This window comes from Algoriphagus aquimarinus, assembly GCF_900112005.1.
GTDB lineage: Bacteria > Bacteroidota > Bacteroidia > Cytophagales > Cyclobacteriaceae > Algoriphagus > Algoriphagus aquimarinus.
This window is the reverse complement of record NZ_FOKK01000003.1, coordinates 31612-53995: the sequence shown is the minus strand read 5'-3', so window position 1 is coordinate 53995 and position 22384 is coordinate 31612. Positions and strand designations below refer to the sequence as shown.

Here is a 22384-nt window from a genome sequence, read left to right as displayed (position 1 = left end):
GAAGCAATCTGTTGCGTATAAGAGATTGCTTCCTTCCTCGCAATGACTCTACATCGGGCATCCAGCATCACTCATCCTTCAGCGTTTTCACAGGATTCATTTGCGTAGCGCGATAAGACTGAGCAGACACTATCAGTAAAGTGAATACAATTCCAGCAACTCCCAAAACAGCGAAATTGAGCCAGGAAGGCCAGGATTTTATGGCAAACTGTGCAATCCAAGTTTGCATCAAATACAAACTCAGTGGCAAGCCGACCAGTACTCCTGCGACTGTAATCATCAGGAATTCCTTATTAAACATCCAGGAAATACTGAAGCTGGAAGCACCCAACACCTTGCGTATCCCGATTTCCTTCGTACGACCAGCTATGCTCAAAGCGGCCATAGCAAATAGTCCCATCGCGGCAATAAGAATTGCAATTCCAGCAGCCATAAATACCATTTTACCTAAGCGCTCATCTGACTTATATTGATCCTCAACTGTCTGGTCCATAAAACTGAAACTAAACGCTTCCAATGGATAAACCCGCTCCCATTCACTTTCAAGCATATTCCTGAAAGCCTCAAAGTCAGTTCCATTACCCTTCACCAACACTTTGGGATTGGTGGTAGAACTAATCATCAGCATATTAATACCGCTAAAGAATGTCTCAGGACTTTTTGCCAAAACCACTGGCTCAATTTCTTTATATAAGGAGTTGTGATGAAAGTCTTTGACCACACCTATTATCTGGTGCGGATTAAAACGTGTATTTGGCATCATTTCTCCCAGCGGATCATCCCACTTCATAGCCTTGGCAAAGGTCTCATTGATGATAAATGAACTGCTATCTGATCCTGGGTCAGGATTGAAGTCCCTGCCTGCAGCCATCTCCAATCCCATGGCTTTGATATAATCACCCCCAACGAAATTTACCCTAAAATTAAACTGCTCATCATCATTAGTAGGAAATCCTGCGTCCCAAAAAGAATTATCACCATAAGTTGCAATAGAAATCCCGACAGATTGCACCTCAGATCGACCTAGCAATGCCTGTCTGTAGAGTTCAGCTTCCTGAAAACTTTCTGTGATAGATTTCACGAAACTTGTACTTGGCACATCTGGCACATCTACGATCACTACCATTTCCTGATCAAAGCCGAGATCATAGGTTCGAATTGCTTTCATCTGATTCACCATTATCAAGGTAGAGGCGATCAAAAGGAACGAAATGAAAAACTGAAATGCTACCAATCCTTTCCTCAGCGCTTGCTTACCAAATCGTATTGACAAATTGCCTTTGAGCACCTGAATTGGCCTTAGGCTAGACATAAAAAATGCTGGGTAGGCCCCTGCCATAGCAGTAATCAGAATCACTAATCCAACTAGTATGAAGATTTGAATTGGACCATAAATCAACACCAATTCCTTCTCGAAAAGGTTATTAAAAGTAGGGACAAGAACCTCAGCCAAAATTAAACCCAACACCAAAGCTGAGATAGTGGTCAGAAAAGCCTCTGTCAAAAACTGAAACACCAATTGCCCAAACTCTGCACCCATGGTTTTTCGTACGCCCACTTCTTTGGCTCTAGTAGTGGATCGACCGATAGCCATGGTAGTGAAATTGATACAAGCAATCAACAATATCAGAAAGGCAATGCCTGCCAAAATCCAAAGCAGCGTAGGACGGGTGGATTCTACCATTCCTGAATTTGGATTATCTGTCAAGTGCATCTCAGCAATAGGCTGAAGGGTAAATAAATAATTTCCCTCTTTGTATTTCTCACCTAGCACCTTCTTCATCATACTTTCCACTCCAGCTTCCACGGATGCCTTATCGGATGGTGAATTTAATTTGACATAGGTATCTCCGTATACTTGAAACCAATTGTTTTGACCTTCCTCTGTTATACTAAAGTCCAGATTTTGATCGTTCATAAGAATTTCAAATTGCATACTGGAATTAGCAGGGAGATTTTCCAAAAGGCCCGTTACCTGATATTCCTCGTAGTTATCTCCCATTTTCATCCGGATAGATTTCCCAATAGGATTGGCATCTCCAAAGTATTTCTTGGAAACTTCCTCCGTGATCACCACTGCAAACTTGTCCTGTAGAACTTGTTCTTTGGTTCCCTGAAGAAGATTGAAACTGAAAATCTCAAGAAAATCTGGGCCTACCATCAGGTATTTTTGATTTTGGGTAGTCTCTTCATCTAGATATGCCTGAGCTGAACCACCAATCATGCGGGTTGTGTAAGCGACTTGAGAAAATTCACTTTCGAAAGTCGGCGCAGTTATTATTGGTGTAGAAAAGGAAGTTTGATCCTCACCATCTTCGAATTGATGGCGCTCGACTCGGAAAATCTGATCGCTTTCAGTATGAAAATCATCAAAGCTGACTTCGAACTGGACAAAAAAGAAAATAAGAATACTTACACCCAAGCCTAAAGTAAGGCCGACTAGGTTGATACCGGTATGTAACTTGTTTTTGGATAGATTACGAATGGCAATTTTCAGATAGTTTTTCCACATAGCTTAATTTTTTCAAAGGGTGATTGATGTTGTTTGTATGTGTGTGTTGAGTCTATCTAGAGCGGATATATCATTAGTTTCAATTCTCTTATTGAACCTTAGCCAATCGACGTACCAATTTCTCTATTATGCTTCTTAGAAAAGCTTTCCACTTCCATGCCATTCAAAAAGCCCTTAAATGAGGTAAATCACCACGTTTTAATCTATTTTAGAAAATCCTATCGGACGTTTTTGTCCGCTAGTGGGCGAAAGTATAGCTAGTATGCTGTGGGCATTTCCAATAGGCATCGGAATCAGTCGCAATCTTTTGAATTCTTTTTCTCAAAGTTTTAATAGAAAAACCCGAAGTAGAGTTAGAAAAAATGAAGCTTGAAGGTGGACTGCCTGAATAATTCCTTGGAGTCCTAAAATCCACTTTCTTGAAGCCTTACTACATGGACTCCAGAAACATCGTGGTAACTTGATTTTTAATAAATTGTCGGGGAGTAACTTACCACCTCCCAAATAACCAGAATCATGTCACAAAACCCGAAAAGAATTTTTTATCTAATAGTGGGAATAGGATTACTATGTCTTCAATCCTGCAAACCAGAATCGAAAGAAATAAGCAAGCCAAACATTGTCCTTATTCTGACTGATGACCAAGGATGGGGAGATCTAGGAATCAATGGAAATTCCCAAGTGAATACTCCCAACATTGATCAATTGGCAATTAAAGGCGTTCAATTCAGCAGGTTTTATGTGGATCCAGTTTGCTCTCCTACCCGGGCGGAGATTTTGACTGGCAGGTATCACCCTCGGGGAGGAGTATATTCTACCTCAAGAGGTGGTGAACGTCTGGATCTTGACGAAAAAACAATTGCCGAAATCTTCCAATCAAATGGATACAATACTGCTGCCTTTGGCAAATGGCACAATGGCTCGCAGCCTCCTTACCATCCCAATAACAGAGGATTCGATGAATTCTATGGCTTCGCTTCAGGACATTGGGGAAATTATTTCAGTCCTATGCTGGAGAGAAATGGAGAAGTGGTAAAAGGTGATGGATTTATTATTGACGATTTAACCAATAATGCGCTAGACTATATAGAAAAAAACACGGATAAACCCTTCTTCGTTTATCTGGCATACAATACCCCTCATAGTCCTATGCAGGTGCCTGATATCTGGTGGGACAAATACAAGGATGCTTCCATCGATTCCACACATCAAAATGGCAGTAAGGAAAAGATAGATAAGACACGAGCTGCCTATGCTTTGTGTGAAAATATAGACTGGAATGTTGGAAGAGTGGTGGACAAATTGGACAGCCTAAAACTCCTGGAAAATACGATAGTAATCTACATGTCTGACAATGGACCGAATGGCTGGAGATGGAATGACGGGCTTAAAGGGATCAAGGGAAGCACAGATGAAGGCGGAGTTCGTTCTCCTTTTATCCTGTATTGGAAGAATCAATTGAAACCTCAAATCATCTCGCAGATTGCCAGTGCAATTGATATTTTGCCTTCCCTGATGGATTTGGTGGGTATTACCTCAGCATTTGACAAACCGGTTGACGGTATTAGCTTGAAGCCTCTATTAACAGAAACAAACCCAGCTTGGAAGGATCGATATGTTTATAGTCATTGGAATGGAAAGGTCAGTGTCCGAAATCAACAATACCTGCTTGACAGTGACAACCAACTATTTGACCTAAACTCAGATCCAGGACAGCGTCAGCCTATTGCACAACCTTCGGAAGCTATTCTTTCTGAATTGACCAAAGCAAAAAATGAATGGATCAGAAATGTGCTATCAGAACTCGACCGTGACCGTGAAGAAATATTCCCGGTGGGCTATGAAGGAAGTAAATTCACTCTACTTCCGGCTAGAGATGGTATTCCGCATGGAGGTATTAAGCGATCTAGCATACATCCAAACTCCTCTTTTTTCACCAACTGGACTTCCACTTCGGATAGTGTCACTTGGGATACGGATATTCTGACTTCGGGCAAATACAAGGCGACGGTCTATTACACTAGCAAAGCTTCGGCTGTAGGTTCCACCTTAGTATTGAAACAAGGGGAAAATGAAATTAGCACTGGAATCAATGAAGCTCATGACTCTGATTTCCTAGCTGTGGAATATGATCGCTCTCCTAGAGACGAGTCTTATGAAAAAGATTACAAACCCTTGGAAATAGGCATAATTCAATTGGACAAAGGACATCATCCGCTAACGATGAAAGCTTCAGAAATTAAAGGTTCGGAATTTATAGAAGTTCGGATGCTTGTATTGGAGAAAATGAACTAATGGAAGTCTAGAAAAAATAATCCCTAGTAAGCAATGACCAAAACACTTTACGAGTTAACAAAAGAAGACTGGAATAGCCTTTTCCCAATTGAGATGGTAGATCATAATCCCAGCTGGAAATCAGTTTTTGAAAAGGAAAAAGAAGCTATTCTATCATCGGCAGGGTCTGATGCAATACTTAGAGTTGAGCACTTTGGGAGTTCATCCATACCAAGTATCAAATCGAAGCCATACATCGATATGCTTATAGAGATTCCTACAGAATTACTCTTTGATGAAGGCCTGATTGCAAAATTTGAAACCCTGGGTTATTCTTACTTCAAGGTGCCAAAAAGAGATCATATTCCTGCTTACATGTCTTTTGGAAAGGGCTATAGATTTGATGGGATAAAGGAGCAGATTTTCCATATCCATATGTGCCCATTAGAGAATATCATGTGGGAGCAACTCCTATTTCGGGACTATTTGAATGAAAATGAAGACCGCGCTAAGGAGTATGAAGCACTGAAAGTTGAGCTAGCAGCAAAGTTTAGAAATGACCGTGGAGCTTATGTTTTGGGGAAAAACGACTTTATAAAAGAGACTTTGGAGATGATTAAAAGCCAAGAATAATTGGTTCAAACCTGCTTAGTAACACCTTTTTCAACACAAAGAAACAAAGAGCATAAAGATTTGAAATGAGAATTAATCCGTGGTGAACGGAGGTCATTTCTATGATTTTCTATGTGTCTATGTGGTCATTTTTTTTTCGCCACATAGAATCATAGATTTTCATAGCATTGAAATGGTAAGATGACGCTTCAATAAGAACTTCATTTCCTTTGTTCTCTTTGTGACTTTTGTGGTAAACACCTTTTTCAACACAAAGAAACAAAGAGCATAAAGATTAAAATGAGAATTAATCCGTTGTGAAAGGAGAACATTTCTATGTTTTTCTATGCTTCTATGTGGTCATTTTTTTTCGCCACATAGAAGCATAGATTTTCATAGCATTGAAATGGTAAGATGTCGCTACAATAGGAACTTCATTTCCTTTGTTCTCTTTGTGACTTTTGTGGTAAACACCTTTTTTAACCTAAAGAAACAAAGAGCATAAAAATTGAAAGGAGAATTAATCCGTGGTGAACGGAGGACATTTCTATGTTTTTCTATGCTGCTATGTGGTCATTTTTTTTTCGCCACATTGACACATAGATTTTCATAGCATTGATATGGTAAGATGACGCTACAATAGGAACTTCATTTCTTGTGTTCTCTTTGTGACTTTTGTGGTAAACACCTTTTCCCACGTAAATAAACTAAGAGCATAAAGATTTGAAATGAGAATTAATCCGTTATGAACGGAGGACATTTCTATGTTTTTCTATGTGTCTATGTGGTCATTTTTTTTTCGCCACATTGACACATAGATTTTCATAGTTTTTACACTCCCTAACTGGTTTCAAACCCACCTAGCATCAGACTTCTCTCCTGACCTTAACATACTTATTTAATTGAACTCCATGTAAACCCTAGACTAATCAGAAGCTGTTTTTAACATAAACCACTCACAAAATTAAATTTTTATAACTCAATCTGTAGCGTATCATAGTTCGGCTTCGTCTGAAGAATACATACATTTATATCTTTAAACTCGAAATATATGAAACCCCTCTACTCGGCCTCCTCCCTACTTTTCTTGCTGTCGGTTTTAGTATTTTCTTCCTGTGTAGATGAGGTAAATAGTTCCTACACTTATCACACTATGATGCCAATTTATTTGGAAATGAGTGACGTCAGGGCTAGAATTATCACCACTGAGCCTGCCCAACCCTTGGACAATCCTGGTAAAATCTACATTTATGAAGATTATCTTTTCATCAATGAACCCACCAAAGGGATACATATCCTGAACAATGAGAATCCTGCTAAACCAATCAATTTAAGTTTCATTCCCATAGCTGGAAACGTGGATATGGCGGTAAATGGCAGAATTCTCTACGCTGATAATTACGTCGACCTACTGGCATTTGACCTTAGTAATATCAACGACATTAAGCTAGTCAAACGAGTGGAAGATGTCTTCACACATATGTACACCCACGCCACTGGAGAGATTATAACCTTCCGTGACACCGTAATCACAACCGAAAATCCTACTTGGGGATTTGAGGATGGTGGCGGATGGCTTATGAATTCAAGCATGAGTTTTTCATCCAATTATTCAGCTGCTGCCCAAAGTTACGGGACAGGCGGTTCTATGGCCAGATTCACACTTGCAAATCTCCATTTGTATGCTGTGGACGAGTCTACCATGCGAATTTTTGATGTCGAAAATCCGTCTGATCCTACCTTCCTAAAACCCATTGATTTAGGCTGGGGAATAGAAACCATTTTCCCTTTTGAGGACAAGCTTTTTATAGGATCCAATGTTGGAATGCATATTTACGATGCCAGTACACCGAGTTCTCCTACCCGTATGGCCGTGTATGAACATGTACAAGCTTGCGATCCAGTGGTGGTAAATTCTGACTATGCTTTTGTGACGCTAAGGAATGGCACTTCTTGCTGGAATGGAGCTAATCAGCTTCAGGTCATCGACATCAAAGACCTCTACCAACCTAAGCTCAAAAAATCATATCCTATGTTGAATCCACATGGTTTGGGCTTAGCCGGAGACTTCCTTTATATCACTGAAGGTAATCATGGACTGAAAAGTTTCAACGTCTCTGATGTGATGAATATTGATCAAAACCAACTCGAGTTTTTGACCAGTGAAAAGTCCGTTGACCTAATCCCTGGCCCCAAATCTCTGATTGTAATCGGCCCTGATGGGGTTTGCCAATTTGATTATAGCAACCCAGCCAAACTGAAAAAACTCAGCTGTATTCAAGTCAAAAACCCAGTGAAATTTTATTGATAGGATGATAGCTCAAAAAACTAAACTCCTACTACTCGGCTTTTTGCTCTGCTCTGCCGCATCTATGGCTCAGAAAAAACTATATTTTGGCCAAACCGAAATCGGCTTTTTGTACGGACGCGGTGCCGATCAATGGGACGGAAACCATGAAAGGCGTATTGATATCAGTTTCATGACTTTCAATGGAGCGCATATAACCAAAAATCAAGTTGTAGGCTTTTCCCTGGGATTAGATCAATACGATGAAATTTCCATCATCCCTATTGCTTTGGGATGGAGGGGATTTCTGGGGAAAGAGGGCAAACCAAAAATTTTTGGAGGACTGGATTTGGGAGGAGGTTCAGCAATACTAGAGAAAAAAGTAAGTAATGAATGGAGCAAAAGTTGGTATGAGGGCGAATTGATGTTCAGTCCATCTGTGGGTTTTAGCTTTCCTGCCAGGGAAGGTAAAACCGCGCTTTCCTTAAGTTTCGCTTATAAACGACAACAATTCTCTCAATTTTATGGGGTTTTATCGCGCTCAGGATCACAACCAATCGCCACGGATTTACTCCCACCTGGATATAATTCTTTAACAGAAAACAACTACCTGTTTCGAAGCTTTGTATTCCGTGCAGGCCTTATTTTTTAACTCTTATTCTCCTGCACTAAGCCATTAAACAAATTTGAGGAGAACTTACTGAACGTATACCCTGAAATTTATTTACCTCCCACAAATCTCCTTATAAGGACAATACCCACATTTTTTCAAATCATCGGTTTGGTCGAAAGGAATTTCTGGATTGTAGATATCCTCCAAAAGTGATTTTAATCCAACCTTGTATTCATCCTCAAACTGCCTGTAATCATTTACTTCGACACCCTGTTTTGCTCTGGGAAGTTTGATTTGCAGGTAAGGATTGAAATCATCGCCAAACATCTCCCGAAGATTAAAGATTGTAGGTTTTAAAGGCAGGGTATTTTCAGGAACAGTGGCCTGATAGATCAAACCATAAAACATGGTTTGCATCGCGGCTTTATTCCTCGATTTATGCTCCCGATCAAACAGTGATTCCACATCAGGAAAGGTCTTATTGTCCTGACCTGATTTGTAATCGATCAGCCTCACCGAGCCATTGTGCTCATCCACTCGGTCAATAATTCCCTTTAGTGACACTGTTTGAGCTCCAGCTGCAGTTTCAATCTTCAAGCCTGCTGTATATTTTCTCTCCTTCTCTAGAGAAATCAACTTGAATGGAGCCGAAGCCTCATCGATTTTCAAAATTTGATGCAAGTATTTCTGAAGCACATCACGCGCGATAGCCATTTGTCCATTGAGTTTAGTGTCGGCTTCACCCTCCAAATGATAAAACTGACGGATGGCTTTTTCAATAGCCGGAAATACCCAAGCCTTATTCAACTCCTCGAAATCTGACTTCTCCAGCAAAGTTCTATTCTTACGCTTCGCAAAATCCTGATACAAAATTTCCATGCTCAAGTGAGCAAGATTCCCAAAAACAGCCGCATCGATTTCCTCGCTTACCTCCTGCTTTTCCTGAATATTGGCGAGATACTGAAGGTAGAATTTCAACCTACAATCCAAGAATACACTTATGGCAGAAGGCGAAAAGGAAGTCTTCGATTGACCATGCTCATCGATCAGATACTTATCCAACAAGCCTAGAACTTCTGCATCCTTTTGAATGGTAATGGATTCGGGAGATTTCTGATCGATTGGTATAAATACCACCTCCTCCTCCATCTCTCTTCCAAGCTCCACTCCCATTTGCTGCATGTAGCGGCTCTTTTCACCTGCTTTTCCTTGATCCGAAGCCGTAGTATAAATCATGTGAACTTCCTCCGCACTGTGCAACAACCTATAGAAGGTATAAGCATAGATAGAGTCATTCTGCTCCTGCACTGGCAGGCCAAAGGCTTTGCGAATATTGAAAGGAATCATGGAATTCAGCCCTGCGGAAGGCGGAAAACTATCCTCATTCATATTGCAAATGATCACTCGCTTGAAGTCAAGATTTCGGGATTCCAGCACACCCATGATTTGCAAACCTTGAAGTGGTTCGCCCTCAAAAGGCAATTTAACTTCTCTGAAAACTTGGCGGAAAAGTCGGATGAAAAACTCCCGATTAATCGTAAGAATATCCTGTCCTGCAAAAATCTCACGCAATCTGGTCAGCTGCTTGAAGCATTGATACAAATAAGAACGCTGCAGAGGCTCATCTTTCAATCGCTCAGCCAGAGCTTCCATCAGCTTAGCCAGATAGGAAAATAGGGAGTCGTTCTCCAACTTCTGGAAGATCAACTGATACAGCTCACCACCTTTATGTAGCTTTTCTGCGGAAACATGAATCTGGTTCAAAAGCTGCATTTCTGCCATCAACTCCTCGGCAAAGCCTGGATTGACGCTTTTTAGGTAGATTGAACTCAATAGGTTCTTGACCGCAGTGTGGTAAAACAACAGCTTACCATCTTCTTCTTTGATGTATCGCTGCATCTCCAATACTGCTTCCAAAAAGGAATAAACAGGCGCATTTTTCACTGGATACCCCATGGTCACATTCACCTTATCCACTTGCTCCGGTAGTGTATGTAGCACAGGAAAGAGCATCTGTTCATCTGGCAAAATCACAACTGTCTCCTCCCAAGCTTCACCAGCTGGAATTTTCTCCAAAATAGAACCTACCAAATTCGCCTGATTGGTCTTCAGAGGTGTTGCATAGGTCTTGATGCGAGCCTTGCGATCATCAATCTGCGTAGGAATATGTTCTGGAAAAGTGGGCCCAAAGATCTTGTCTTTCTGATAATCACGGAAAAACAAACCAGCCTCTTGCACTTTATCGTCTAAATAATACCCATCAATATCCCAGTAAATCTTAGCGCCAAAAACGGTAATGTAATGCTTGATCAAAGCCTCCTCAGTTCCCGTGAAGGCATTGAAACCAACAAAATGATGCACTTTCTCAGGACGAGGAATATTATCCAGCGATTCTGCTACTTTTCTATACAGCATCCCAGAATAGGCCAAGCCAGATACGGCAAGTGAAGCTTGGAAACTTGTATAAAGTGGACTGAGCAATTGCCAGAACTTCAAAAATTTCTCCTGATGATCCCTATCCTGATTCACAAATGATGACCAAAATTGCCGAATCAATGCGATCTGACTCTCGGTCAGAAAACTCAAGTCTGACTCCAATTCCTTGATTTCAGACAAATGATGGTAAAGTTTACCTGCATTCGCCATGAACTGATCCACATCATTGAAATCTTTAAGGATCATTTCTCCCCAGAAATAATAACGATCAAAAGTCTCGGCCTCTGGGCTGAGGTCCTGATACACTCGATACAATTCAAATATCAAGGTCAAATCATCAGCAGGTCGATTTCCTGCCAGGTCATAGAATATCTCTTCGATAGTTTTCACCTCGGGCATCCAAGTCGGTTCGCTGATCAAACTTCCCAGATGCTGGGTAAAAAACAATCCCGCTCTCCTATTCGGCAAAACGATGGTAACTTTTTGCAGATCAACTCCGCTTTCGAGGATCTCTTTTGCTGTATTTCTTAAAAAACTATGCATAGACTTCCTCGATTACTCCTGTTTCTAAATAACATAAATAGCCTTTCGTTTGCTTCTGAGATAGTGTTGCCACCAATGACATGTATTCTCTCACTTGATTCGCGTAGCGACTTTGAGCCTCACCCGTTTTAAAATCCACGATTACTGCTTCGTCTTCATTTAGAATAATCCGATCTGGCCGTTTCTGCTTTCCTCCAGGAAGAAGAATTCCCTGCTCAGCCAATAAAATGCCTTTGCTGCCGAACCATGAAGCAAAAAGCGAATCTGTGAATAGATGATCTAATTGTCGTTCTACCAGCTGCTTTTCTTCCTCGTTCAATCTTCCTTCAAAATAAAATGACTGCAAATTCTGTAGCGCAGAAGCTTTGTCGGCAGACAATTCCAAGATCTCATGCACGATCAAGCCAAACTTCTGCTTCTTCCGCTGCTCCATGCCTTCCATCGAAAAATCAACTGCATATTTCTTGAGTGTGAGCACTTCAGCCCAATTTTTATATGCCCAGCGAAGTTCTGGAGATTTCTTAGGATGCAGGGTTTTCACCTGGCTTTCAGGCCAATCACCAAACTCAAATACTTTTGACTCTGAGTCATAATGAGAAATCAAGCTCAAGTTAGATTCTGGATCGTTATGGGATTGTACCAATTTCTGAAGCTGAATTTCCATCGTATTCTGTGATCCGATTTTTTCCTTGTAGGGAATAAAACCAAAAAAGACATCCTCAGCTCTTGTCAGCGCCACATACAGCATATTTAAGCTGTCTAGATAAGCCATGGTCGCTTCCTCAGCATAAGTTGCACTGAAGTCAGAATTGGCTAAATCCCCGCTTAGCGTCAGCGGAATGATAGCAGAAAGCCCTTTCTCTCGGTCTTCAAATGGAGACCAAACCACATTGCCTTTGCTGATATCAAAGATAGTCCACTTCAGAAATGGCATCACCACCACTTTAAACTGCAGGCCTTTTGACTTGTGAATCGTCAGAATCCGCATGGCATTATGACCATCTGGAATTTTGACAGTTCGCTTCGTCTGATTGATTTCCCACCATTCCAAGAAACCGCTCAGATCTGCCCGATTGTTCGCAGTGAAGTCATAAACTGCTTCTTTGAATCCTGAGATATAAGCCTTCTCAAGTCCCAACTCCATCAGTCCAAGAACTTTGATCAACTCCTCCAAAGCCTCCATCAGAGGCAGCTGAAGCATCAAAATTTCCTTTTCTTTGAATTGCTTAACCTGCTCCTCCAAAAAGGCTGGCATTTTATCCAAAGCAAACAATTCGTGATCAACCGGAGCATCCATTAGCACAGCCAGGTAATACCACATGGTTTTATACTGAACTTTATCGGCTGGATTGTGCAAGTAATTGAAGCCAGAAACAAGCGCTTTCACCGAAGCTGCCTTGTTTAGATACATAGACTCATCCGAAAGCACATCGAAGCTGTAAGAGCTCTCTGGGTGCTCCGCAGCATAGCTCATCATGCAATCCGCTATCGCCTCGCCCTCAGATTTCCTTCTAACGAGAAAAGCGATATCCTCCAGCTCATATCCATGATCCTGCAATTCCATAACCAAGTCAGGCAATTTTGATAGAACAACCTCGTCGAAATTACCCTCCTCTTCTTCATCTTTAGGATCGATGAATTCCAGTTTGACCTTTCCCTTGAATGCGGACTTTTCCTTTTTCGGGGAAATCTTCTGAAAGGAATCTGAATAAGCCTGGGTTAGAATCCGTGGATCTTCCACACCATAACTTGAGCTTAAAACCTGCTCCATTGCATGAGGCAGAGCTTTAAAAACCGCGTTGTTGAAATTGATAATATTGGGAAGGCTACGGAAATTTGTGTCCAAATTCTCCAATTGTATGCTGTTCTTTCCTATTTCATCCTCCACCTGCGAAAGCAACAATTTCATCTCTCCACCGCGCCAGCGATAGATCGATTGCTTCACATCGCCTACCAGCAAGTTGGTCTGACCTTGACCAAGCGAGTTTTCTAGCAAGGGTTTGAAACTATCCCATTGAAACCCCGAGGTATCTTGAAACTCGTCAATCAGGTAGTTTTTATATTGATTCCCTACTTTTTCATAGATGAAAGGTGTATCATTTCCTTTGGTGATTTCCTTTAGAAATTCATTCGCATCAGAGATAAGTAGAATATTTTCCTCGTCTTTGATCAGCGTAAGTTCGTCTAGGAGATTCCTGAAAACCCCATAAACGTAACTATTTTTGGCAATGGCTTGCAGCGTATTCCACTTACCTGTCAATGCCAGAATCTGATGCAAGATTTGATTTAAGCCTTGATCGTAAGCAGATAGAATAGCATCGGTTTGCTTACTCGTTTTGGTATGCCAGCTTTCGGGGTTATCAATTTTGGCTAGTGTCGCCGGGGTAAGCTCAGGAAGTGGATTAGTTCGATCTCCAAGCTTGTCAAGTACTTTGATAAATCCTCTATTAAAGTCTGTCCATTCCAACCCATTTGAAATGCGAATTGAATCAGCTTGGCTTCCTAGTTCCTTTGAAATTTTGACAATCTCATTTTTACGCTCTCGGACAAAAGATTGTAGTAAAGTGATGTTTTCCTTATCCTTCAGAAACTCCTTAATTTCAGGAGAGTATTTCTTAAAATCTTCCTGAAAAATCTGCTGACCAAGACCACGGATATTGCGTCTTATGTCCCAGGATTTTCCATTTTGGATTTGCTCATAGGCATAATCCACCAGCCACTTGTGTAGAAATTCATCCTCCATTACCAGCATCACTACCCGATCTACTACGCGCTCCAGCACTGCCAATTGATCCAATTCCACATCAAATTTGGCATTCAAATCTATCTCTCTCGCAAAAGCTCTCACCACTTTTTGGAAGAAACTATCGATGGTGCTGACGGAGAATCTTCCATAATCATGAAGAATTGCAGTGAGCGTCTGCTGAGCCAATAGTTTTAGACCTGCTTCATCAACACCGAGCGAATTCATCAATTCGCAATCCATTTTTTCATCCGGATTCACTTGATTTCGAAGCCTTTTCAGCTCCTCCACAATCCGCTCCTTCATTTCTTGAGTAGCTTTATTGGTAAAGGTTACCGCCAAAATCGATTTAAAAGCATGAGGACTTTGCAGTGCAAGTTTGAGATACTCCAGCGTCAGCGTGTAGGTCTTGCCCGAGCCAGCAGAGGATTTGTAAATGATGAAAGGTTTCTGATCCATAGGTAAAAAGTATTGGAACTAAGATAAGGAGGCATCTTAGTTTCGTAGCAAAATTATTTTAGTATTGACGAAAATTGTCGGAATAACTTCCTTCTACTTTACATTGACACAAAATAATTCTACCGAAAAAAAGCATGAATTATAAATTCATCTCAATTAATTTAACTACTTGATTTATATTCATATTAAGTTGTTTTGTTTAACGTTGGAAAATTCATCATTTTTCTCATTTAATCACCATCCAAATCCTCATACAGAATGTCCGATCCTCACTATAGAATCCCAGCAAAAACGCGCATTGGTCATATTCATTTGAAAGTAACAGACCTTCAAAAGTCCTTAGATTTCTATCAAACGTTGCTTGGCTTTGAACTAGTCACCATGTACGGCCAAGATGCCGCATTTATTTCCGCAGGAGGATATCATCATCATATCGGTCTGAATACCTGGCAGAGCAAAGGAGGAAAACCAGCACCGAAGAATACGGCAGGACTGTTTCATACTGCTATAGTTTTACCCACAAGACGGGATCTAGCGGTTCTATTGAAAAGACTAATGGATGCCAACTACCCTTTGACCGGTGCTGCGGATCATGGGGTTTCAGAAGCCTTGTACCTAGATGATCCAGATGAAAATGGAGTCGAACTATATTGGGATAGGCCTAAAGAAGAATGGCCATTAAATCCTGATGGTAGCATTAACATGTACACCAGACAACTGGACATCAATGGATTGATGGCAGAGATATAATCTATTAATTTAAGATTCAGGAATACGCATTTCTATCCAATTCACAATCAGGTTCATCACCTCTTCTCGATCCAAGTCATTGATTAATTCATGGTAGGCACCTGGGAAAATCTTTAGGGTTTTATCCGATGATTTAGCTTTCTCGAAAAGCAATTCAGATCCTTTGGGATTGGTCAGTCCATCATCAGTCCCATGCATTAGCAAAAATGGAAGGGAAAAATTGGAAGCATTTTCTTGAATAAAACGCATCATTTGAAGCAACTCATATCCTGTTCTTGCCGGAATAGCTTCCGTGTATACTAAGGGATCATTCAGGTATTTTTCCACTTCAGCAGGAATTCTGGATATTTTTTGGGCATCAAGTTGTAATGCTTTCAATCTCGGAAAATACTTACTCACAAGACTAGAAACTGCAATCAAAAGAATAGATGTGCCTTCTGCTGGTTTTATCGCGGGGGAACTCATGATCATTCCTGCAGTTTCTGGCTGATATTTCAATGCGTAAGCAGCTACTAATCCACCACCCATACTATGCCCATAAATAAACACTGGAACTCCAGGAACGTAGCTTTTCACCTTCCCATATAAGGCATCAATATCTTTCAGGTAATCTTCATAAGATTCAAAATAAGCAGTTGGCTTACCGGCTGCTGATTTCCCGTGCCCCCTCCCATCAAAAGTAAAAATAGAAACACCTGCAGCATTCAGCTTTTCTACCAAAGGCAAATACCTAGAACTATGCTCTCCTAGTCCATGAACAAGGAGCAACGACGCCTTTGGCGAATCAACCATCCAAGCTTGGAGGTATAACTCTTGGTTATCATGAGTTTTATAGGAAGTTTCTAGATGATTCATGAGAATGCGTTTTCGAGTTTGAAATGATAAGTTGCACAGAAAATCGAAAGCTGAAAAACAGATCGCAGTTTATCCTGACATAATGCTCATATCATTAGGAAAACTTAACGAACTATTAACATCAATGCGATCACATTTTCATAAATTGGTCTTGTTAAAAAAGGTAGGATTTCTACTCATTTTTCAAACCAACTAATTTCAAGAATGTGAAGTTGAGCATCATGACACCGTCAGACTCTGAGTTGATTATTAGTCAATGCAAGATTCCATATTACCTTGAAAAATAAATTATAAACACATGAAAAAGATATTATTTCTCACAGGAGATTTTGCAGAAGATTACGAAACAATGGTACCAGTACAGATGCTGGAAATGGTGGGCTATGAAGTTCATTCAGTTTGCCCTGGAAAGAAAAAAGGAGAAACCATCAAAACCGCCATTCATGATTTTGAAGGGGATCTCACTTACACCGAAAAGCCAGGTCACAACTTTATGCTGAGCTATTCTTTTGACCAAATAGATGTGGACGACTACGTAGGATTGGCAATTGCCGGTGGTCGCGCGCCAGAATACCTTAGGTTAAACCAGAAACTTCTGGAGATTGTGAGGCACTTCTTTGACACGAACAAGCCAGTAGCTGCAGTTTGCCATGGAATACAGATACTAACAGCAGCAGGAGTAGTGAAAGGCAGGAAACTGACGGCTTACCCTGCTGTAGGCCCAGAAGTGACCATCGCAGGTGGTGATTACCAAAACATTCCTGCTACCGACGCTTATGTTGACGGCAACTTGGTTACCTCTCCCGCTTGGCCAGGCCATCCAGCTTGGATCCGTGAGTTCCTGAAAATATTGGGAACAAAAATCACACTTTGATAGCTAATCAATTCGTACTAGTGAAAGCCCTTTTGGAAAATTCTGAAAGGGCTTTTTCTTGAATTTTAGAATATGAAAATGTTAATTTTAGAAAAAGACCCAAGTTAAACTCCAACATTAACCATCCAAGCTCATGTTTAAAAATCAATTACGATTACTTTTTATTGCATTCCTGTTTCTTGCTAATGGGGCTTTAGCCCAAACACTGCATCACGAAAAAACTAAACTTTCAACAGAACGATTAGAGCGGTACGATTCCTACCTCCAAAACGAAGTAGATCAAGGAAGAATAGCAGGAGCGGTGAGTTTGATCTTTAGCAATGGGGAAAAAGCACACGAAAAAACAATCGGATATTCAAATATTGAATCTAAGTCAGCGATGAAGCTGGATCAGATTTTCTATATACAATCAATGACAAAGCCAATTATCACGACGGCTTTTATGATGCTATACGAAGAAGGTTATTTCCTATTGAATGATCCACTTTCCAAATACATTCCGGAATTTAAGGATGCGATGGTGGCTAAAGATGCTAAACTGGGTACAGCCGGTGGTTTGGAGCCAGTAGCCTCCCCTATAAGAATTCATCAGTTAATGAGTCATACTGCTGGACTATCCCATGGCTTAGGTCAGTCTGAGGTCGATAAGGAAGTAATTAAGGGAATTTATTACACCGCTCATGCTGATATCGAGTCCCGAGTAAAGACCTATGCAGGTCTTCCTCTCTATGCGCAGCCAGGGGAGCGATGGTATTATTCTGCGGCACCTGATATTTTGGCTCGATTGATCGAAGTGTTTTCGGGAATGACTGTAGAAGAATTTTTACAAAAAAGGCTATTAGACCCACTTGGAATGCCCGACACCAGGTATAATCTGAATGAAGAGCAAGCTAGTCGAATGGCAACGCTACACAGCTATGACGAAACAGGGAAATTGATTGTCGCTCCTCGACAAACTCCAACAACTGGAAATAAAATTTTTGCGGGTGCAAATGGCCTATTCAGCACTGCACAAGACTACGCAAGATTTGCACTGATGATGAGCAATGGAGGAGAATTGGATGGCAAAAGATACTTGAGTCCAAAAACGGTAGAAATCATGACGATCAATCAGATTGGCGACATCAAAAGAGAAGCTGGTCATGGGTTTGGATTCGGGTTTGGAGTGATGACTGACTTAGCAGACGCAAAATCTTTGGGTTCAGAAGGCACATACTATTGGAGTGGCGCCTATTGTACTTACTTCTTTATTGATCCCAAGGAAAATTTGATCTCGATCCTCATGACTCAAACAGCCCCTTTCAGCGGATTCTATGAGCAAAAAATGCGTCAACTGGTTTATCAAGCCATAGAATAGCAGTAAGTTCTAAGAGCCAAGAGTCAAGATAAACTTCTAGCAAAAGAGTACTAATTTCTTCATGCTAAAGAAAAAATCTTGATTCTTTGCTCTTAATTATTGACTCTAAGCACTTTAGACTTTTTACTGCAGGCATTCAAATCCTACTCATTAATCCTGCTTTCCAGCAACCACCATTTTGATAGTGTTGTAATCATATTTTCCTTCGAAATGTATACGAAGCGCCTGCAAGTTCCTGATGTTTTCAATCTGAGCGCTGATCTCAGAGATAACCTCCATAGGTAAGCAGTCTTCCAACTCAATTCTTCCTTCTGCAATTCCCTTTGCCAGATGGCTTTTGATAGTAGATTCTGCCAATCCTCTAGCGACTACTATATCACCAATGCTTTTTCCTGCATTGATCATCCCAAAGGTGGTCTCATAAGTCTCTCCAACTTTCCGTTTTAGATTTGCCTTACCAGCCTTTTTCCTACCTGTCTTGTTACTGGCGAATTTTGGGTTATCAGCAGCTGCCTGTCTAGCAGCTTCTGCCAACCGAAGTCGAAGATTGATCTTATCCTGCTCCAGATCATTCATTTTGCCGGGAATCTCCCCATCTAAAATCGACAAAATCAATTGGCTTACTTTATTAATATCCCCATACTTTCTAAGCAGGCTGACTTCTAATTCTTCCAAGCTATTTGCATAGGTTTTTGTTCTGGAAAAGCGTTCCACCTCTGCTCTATGCACCAGTATTTTTTCTAAAGCTTCTTTCAAAAAATTCTTAAAGTAAGAAGACCCTTTATCCAATCGCTCCATCAGCTTTTCTTTGTCATTCTGCTGCAAAAGAAAGCGAAGTTGATTGCTAAATTTAGCTGCAGTTCCTACTTCTTTTTTTATCAACGCCGCAATCTCGCCCACTGCTTTTTGCATCTCTGGATCTTCAAACTCAAGCGTACTATCATTCTTTCTCTGGAAACTAGTAATCTCCTGAAGCAAACTTGCCAAATCGAAGGTCTCTCCAGACAAAAGCGAAAGGTATCGCTGCTGATAAGCTCCTAGCAATTCATCCAATTTCGAATGCTTTTTGGCACTCTCTACGAAAGACTGAACCTGTGAATCAGATTGAAGTGCATTGTTTTGAATTCTTGTTCGCAAGACCAAGCCCTCCAAACTTCTAAGACGGCTCAACGCCACATAGACCTGACCTGGAGCAAAAGCATTCCCCACATCTATTATGGCTTGATCAAAAGTCAAACCCTGACTTTTATGAACTGTCACAGCCCAGGCAGTTTTGATAGGATATTGACTGAATGTCCCTATCACTTCCTCCTCTAGCTCCTTCGTATCTGGATTGATGATGTACTTTTTATTCTCCCAAATCTCCTTTCTCAACTGGTAAACAAACCGCTTGCCTTCAAGCAATACTTTGATTTGATCCTCTTCCAGCTCCTCTACTGTCGCCAGTTTACCATTGAAGTAATCCTGATTTCCCGAGCTATCATTCTTGATAAACATCACCTGCGCTCCAACCCGAAGCTCAAGTGATTTGGGTAAGGGGTAGATGTTCTCAGGAAAATCATTTTCTATGTCCGCCTCGTAAAACTTCGATTCACCTTTCAGCGCCATCAGTCGATCCCGATTAATCTGATCAGCTTTGTAGTTGTGAGTCGTGATCGTGATGCAGTCTTTGATTTCTGCGATCTCGTCTTGGGTTTTATAATGCTTATTCAAAAGCGTAATATCGTCGGCAGTTACCACATTCTCTCGGAGGTGATTAAGGACTTGAATAAAGTCTTCATCCTGCTGACGGAAAATCTTATCCAGCTCCAGATAAACTAAACCTGAATCCTGCAAAACCCGGGCTTCAAAAAAGTGCATGCTTGGGTAAAATTTGCTGAGCACCTGCCACTCATTATCACGTACTATGGGAGGCAATTGGAAAAGATCACCAATCATCAATACCTGCACTCCGCCAAATGGTGTATTAAAGTTTCGCTTGACCGTTCGCAACCTGTAATCTATCGCATCCAGCACATCAGCTCGAAGCATACTGACCTCATCGATCACCAATAGCTCTATAGATTTCAACACATTCTTTCTGAGTGCATTCAGCGGATGTTTTCTGATCAAAGTATGCTGCGTAAAGCAACCGTATTGATCTGAGAAATTACCCTCTGGCTCATTCACAGGTAGGAAAAATCCAAGCGGGAACAAGAACTGTGAGTGGATGGTAACTCCGCCAGCATTCAGCGCAGCTATGCCTGTAGGCGCCACAATCACATGATTTTTATGTGTTTGCAAGGCCAGATTTTTCAGAAAAGTGGTCTTGCCTGTTCCTGCTTTTCCAGTCAAAAAAATCGGTGCTCCGGTATTGTTGACAAACTTAGCGGCCAGCTCTAGTTTATCAGTACTTTGATTTTCCATTCAGCGAAACTACTATTTTTAAAAATGATTAAAATGGAGTTAGAAATCTTATACTTTCTATTCCTATCTCTAATTTCATTTAATAAATCCAAAATCTCAAACTACTCCTATGTATATCCATCCATTAAACCGCTGGAAAGATGATGCTGAGATAGCCACTTTTCTTCAAAAAAATGCTTTTGCAACACTAGTTTCCCAACTAGACGAAAAGCCTTGGGCAACACACTTGCCCTTTGTCTTGGATCAGAATAAAGATGGAAAAGCAATCCTTTCTGGGCATATAGCGAAGGCAAACCCACAATGGAAAAACCTGGTGGATGATCAGGAAGTACTAGTCATTTTCCAGGGCCCACATGCGTACATTTCTTCTTCTTGGTATAATCACGAAAATGTACCCACATGGAATTATCTAGCAGTTCATGTCTATGGAAAGGTAAACCTTATAGAAGGAGAAGAGCTTATGGACCATTTGAAAAAACTGGTAAACATCTATGAAGATGGACGTCCAAACCGAGTGAGCGTGGAGACGATGAGTGCAGACTATGTATCCAAGCAAGTAAAAGCCTTGGTGGGTTTTGAGATATTGATAACTGATATGCATGGCAGCAGGAAGCTCTCGCAAAATCGAGACGAGGCAAATCATCAGAATATTGTGAAAAAGCTAGAGGAGAGTACATTCCCTTTTGATAAAGAAATAGCTAAAGAAATGAGGATAGATAGATCAGATTCGTAAAAATCTAAAGCTCCTTCCCTTCGACATTGTTCGGAATTCGACTTTTCGATTGTAAAGAAAGTGAGTGGGTAAACATTCCTTAAATAGGCTTAAGTCCCGAGGCTTGAACCATCAGGATCTTTTCAAAAGTAGATCCCTCTTAATGATAAATAGCTTTTTCTTTGATTTAAAGAGTCGTACCTAACGACACTGCTGCTCTTAATAATTTTCTTCTACCCATAGTATATCACTACGGCACAACTTCCAGTTAACCACCAATAGACACTTGCGTTCTCTGCGAAATCCCGGCGCCACTGTGGCTAAAAGAACATCCAGTAACTTACTCTAACTGCAAATCCATCTGCGGATTTCATTACCCAGATCGTCCTTTCCCAACACATAAAAAACCTTAAAAAAATAGCTTAACCGCTTAAAACCCCATTTTTTGGGGCATGGCATAGCCTTGGTTTAATAATTAAAACAACACTGTAATACACTTAACCAACTTAACCATGAATACCGAATATCATTTTCCAATCAGTAGCTCAACAGCTTCAAATTGCACCGTAAAAACAATAAGAGATGAATCAGTAGGAACTATTAAGGACATTATGCTTGACACCGAAACAGGTGAAGTAGCCTACATTGTTCTATCAGTTGATACAGGATTTCTAAATCTTGGAAATAAACTACTAGCTCTTCCTTGGGAGGCTTTTGATTTTCACGGTCACCAACGTGATGTAATCATCGTAAAGGTCGAAAAAGAAAAGCTAGAGAATGCTCCAGGTTTTGATGACGACAACTGGCCAGTAGGACCTCAACATGAATTCATCAATAGTGTCCATACTTACTATGGATTTGAAAGAAGAAGAGCGTTAATAGAATAGGCGTGGCGCTTGGATTCTAAGTGAGGCTCTCCATTTATGGAGAGCTTTTTTTTATTCTATAGAC

General features: G+C 40.8%; 14 protein-coding genes. 9 read left to right on the top strand and 5 right to left on the bottom strand.

Annotated elements, in window-relative coordinates; genetic code table 11:
* Positions 1-67 precede the first annotated feature (67 nt).
* A complete protein-coding gene (locus tag BM291_RS04505; RefSeq protein WP_092894986.1) occupies positions 68-2512 on the bottom strand; it encodes an ABC transporter permease in 2445 nt (814 codons plus the stop codon).
* A 516-nt stretch (positions 2513-3028) separates the two neighbouring features.
* On the opposite strand from BM291_RS04505, the gene BM291_RS04500 reads away from it, so the two are divergent.
* The 4 genes from BM291_RS04500 to BM291_RS04485 all read left to right on the top strand — a co-directional run bounded on the left by BM291_RS04500 (position 3029) and on the right by BM291_RS04485 (position 8337).
* Positions 3029-4807, top strand: coding sequence for an arylsulfatase (locus BM291_RS04500; protein WP_092894985.1), 1779 nt, complete (start codon positions 3029-3031; stop codon positions 4805-4807).
* 33 nt (positions 4808-4840) lie between these two features.
* Entirely contained in the window at positions 4841-5419 is a 579-nt protein-coding gene (locus BM291_RS04495) for a GrpB family protein (RefSeq protein WP_092894984.1), read from the top strand.
* A 1030-nt stretch (positions 5420-6449) separates the two neighbouring features.
* On the top strand, positions 6450-7706 hold the full coding sequence (locus BM291_RS04490; protein ID WP_175499642.1) for an LVIVD repeat-containing protein: 1257 nt from the start codon (positions 6450-6452) through the stop codon (positions 7704-7706).
* Positions 7707-7710: 4 nt separating this feature from the next.
* On the top strand, positions 7711-8337 hold the full coding sequence (locus BM291_RS04485) for a hypothetical protein (RefSeq protein WP_139229038.1): 627 nt from the start codon (positions 7711-7713) through the stop codon (positions 8335-8337).
* A gap of 72 nt (positions 8338-8409) precedes the next feature.
* Here the strand turns inward: BM291_RS04485 and BM291_RS04480 are convergent, their stop codons facing one another.
* Positions 8410-11277, bottom strand: a complete 2868-nt coding sequence (locus BM291_RS04480; RefSeq protein WP_092894982.1) for a PD-(D/E)XK nuclease family protein — start codon at positions 11275-11277, stop codon at positions 8410-8412.
* Positions 11270-14479 carry a UvrD-helicase domain-containing protein gene (locus tag BM291_RS04475; protein ID WP_092894981.1) on the bottom strand — a complete coding sequence of 1070 codons (3210 nt, stop codon included), beginning with the start codon at positions 14477-14479 and terminating at the stop codon, positions 11270-11272. Before BM291_RS04475 ends, BM291_RS04480 begins: the two co-directional genes overlap by 8 nt.
* Positions 14480-14737: 258 nt before the next feature.
* Between BM291_RS04475 and BM291_RS04470 the strand changes: the two genes are divergently transcribed.
* Positions 14738-15229, top strand: a complete 492-nt coding sequence (locus BM291_RS04470; protein ID WP_092894980.1) for a VOC family protein — start codon at positions 14738-14740, stop codon at positions 15227-15229.
* A gap of 9 nt (positions 15230-15238) precedes the next feature.
* On the opposite strand, the gene BM291_RS04465 is transcribed toward BM291_RS04470, so the two are convergent.
* Positions 15239-16084 (bottom strand): alpha/beta hydrolase, encoded by an 846-nt coding sequence (locus BM291_RS04465; protein ID WP_092894979.1) that lies wholly within the window; start codon positions 16082-16084, stop codon positions 15239-15241.
* A gap of 298 nt (positions 16085-16382) precedes the next feature.
* Between BM291_RS04465 and BM291_RS04460 the strand changes: the two genes are divergently transcribed.
* Positions 16383-16958: a DJ-1/PfpI family protein gene (locus tag BM291_RS04460; protein ID WP_092894978.1), complete on the top strand. Its 576-nt coding sequence runs from the start codon at positions 16383-16385 to the stop codon at positions 16956-16958.
* 133 nt (positions 16959-17091) lie between these two features.
* Complete coding sequence (locus tag BM291_RS04455; protein ID WP_092894977.1) at positions 17092-18315, top strand: serine hydrolase domain-containing protein; 1224 nt, start codon at positions 17092-17094, stop codon at positions 18313-18315.
* Positions 18316-18465: 150 nt separating this feature from the next.
* Here BM291_RS04455 and BM291_RS04450 read toward each other — a convergent pair whose 3' ends face one another.
* The gene (locus BM291_RS04450) at positions 18466-20721 is read right to left on the bottom strand and encodes a helix-turn-helix domain-containing protein (RefSeq protein ID WP_092894976.1); all 2256 of its coding nucleotides are present in this window, start codon (positions 20719-20721) and stop codon (positions 18466-18468) included.
* 109 nt (positions 20722-20830) lie between these two features.
* Between BM291_RS04450 and BM291_RS04445 the strand changes: the two genes are divergently transcribed.
* Together BM291_RS04445 and BM291_RS04440 are read left to right on the top strand one after the other, a co-directional pair.
* Positions 20831-21454 (top strand): FMN-binding negative transcriptional regulator, encoded by a 624-nt coding sequence (locus BM291_RS04445; protein ID WP_092894975.1) that lies wholly within the window; start codon positions 20831-20833, stop codon positions 21452-21454.
* Positions 21455-21945: 491 nt separating this feature from the next.
* Complete coding sequence (locus BM291_RS04440; protein WP_092894974.1) at positions 21946-22320, top strand: PRC-barrel domain-containing protein; 375 nt, start codon at positions 21946-21948, stop codon at positions 22318-22320.
* Positions 22321-22384: the final 64 nt, after the last annotated feature.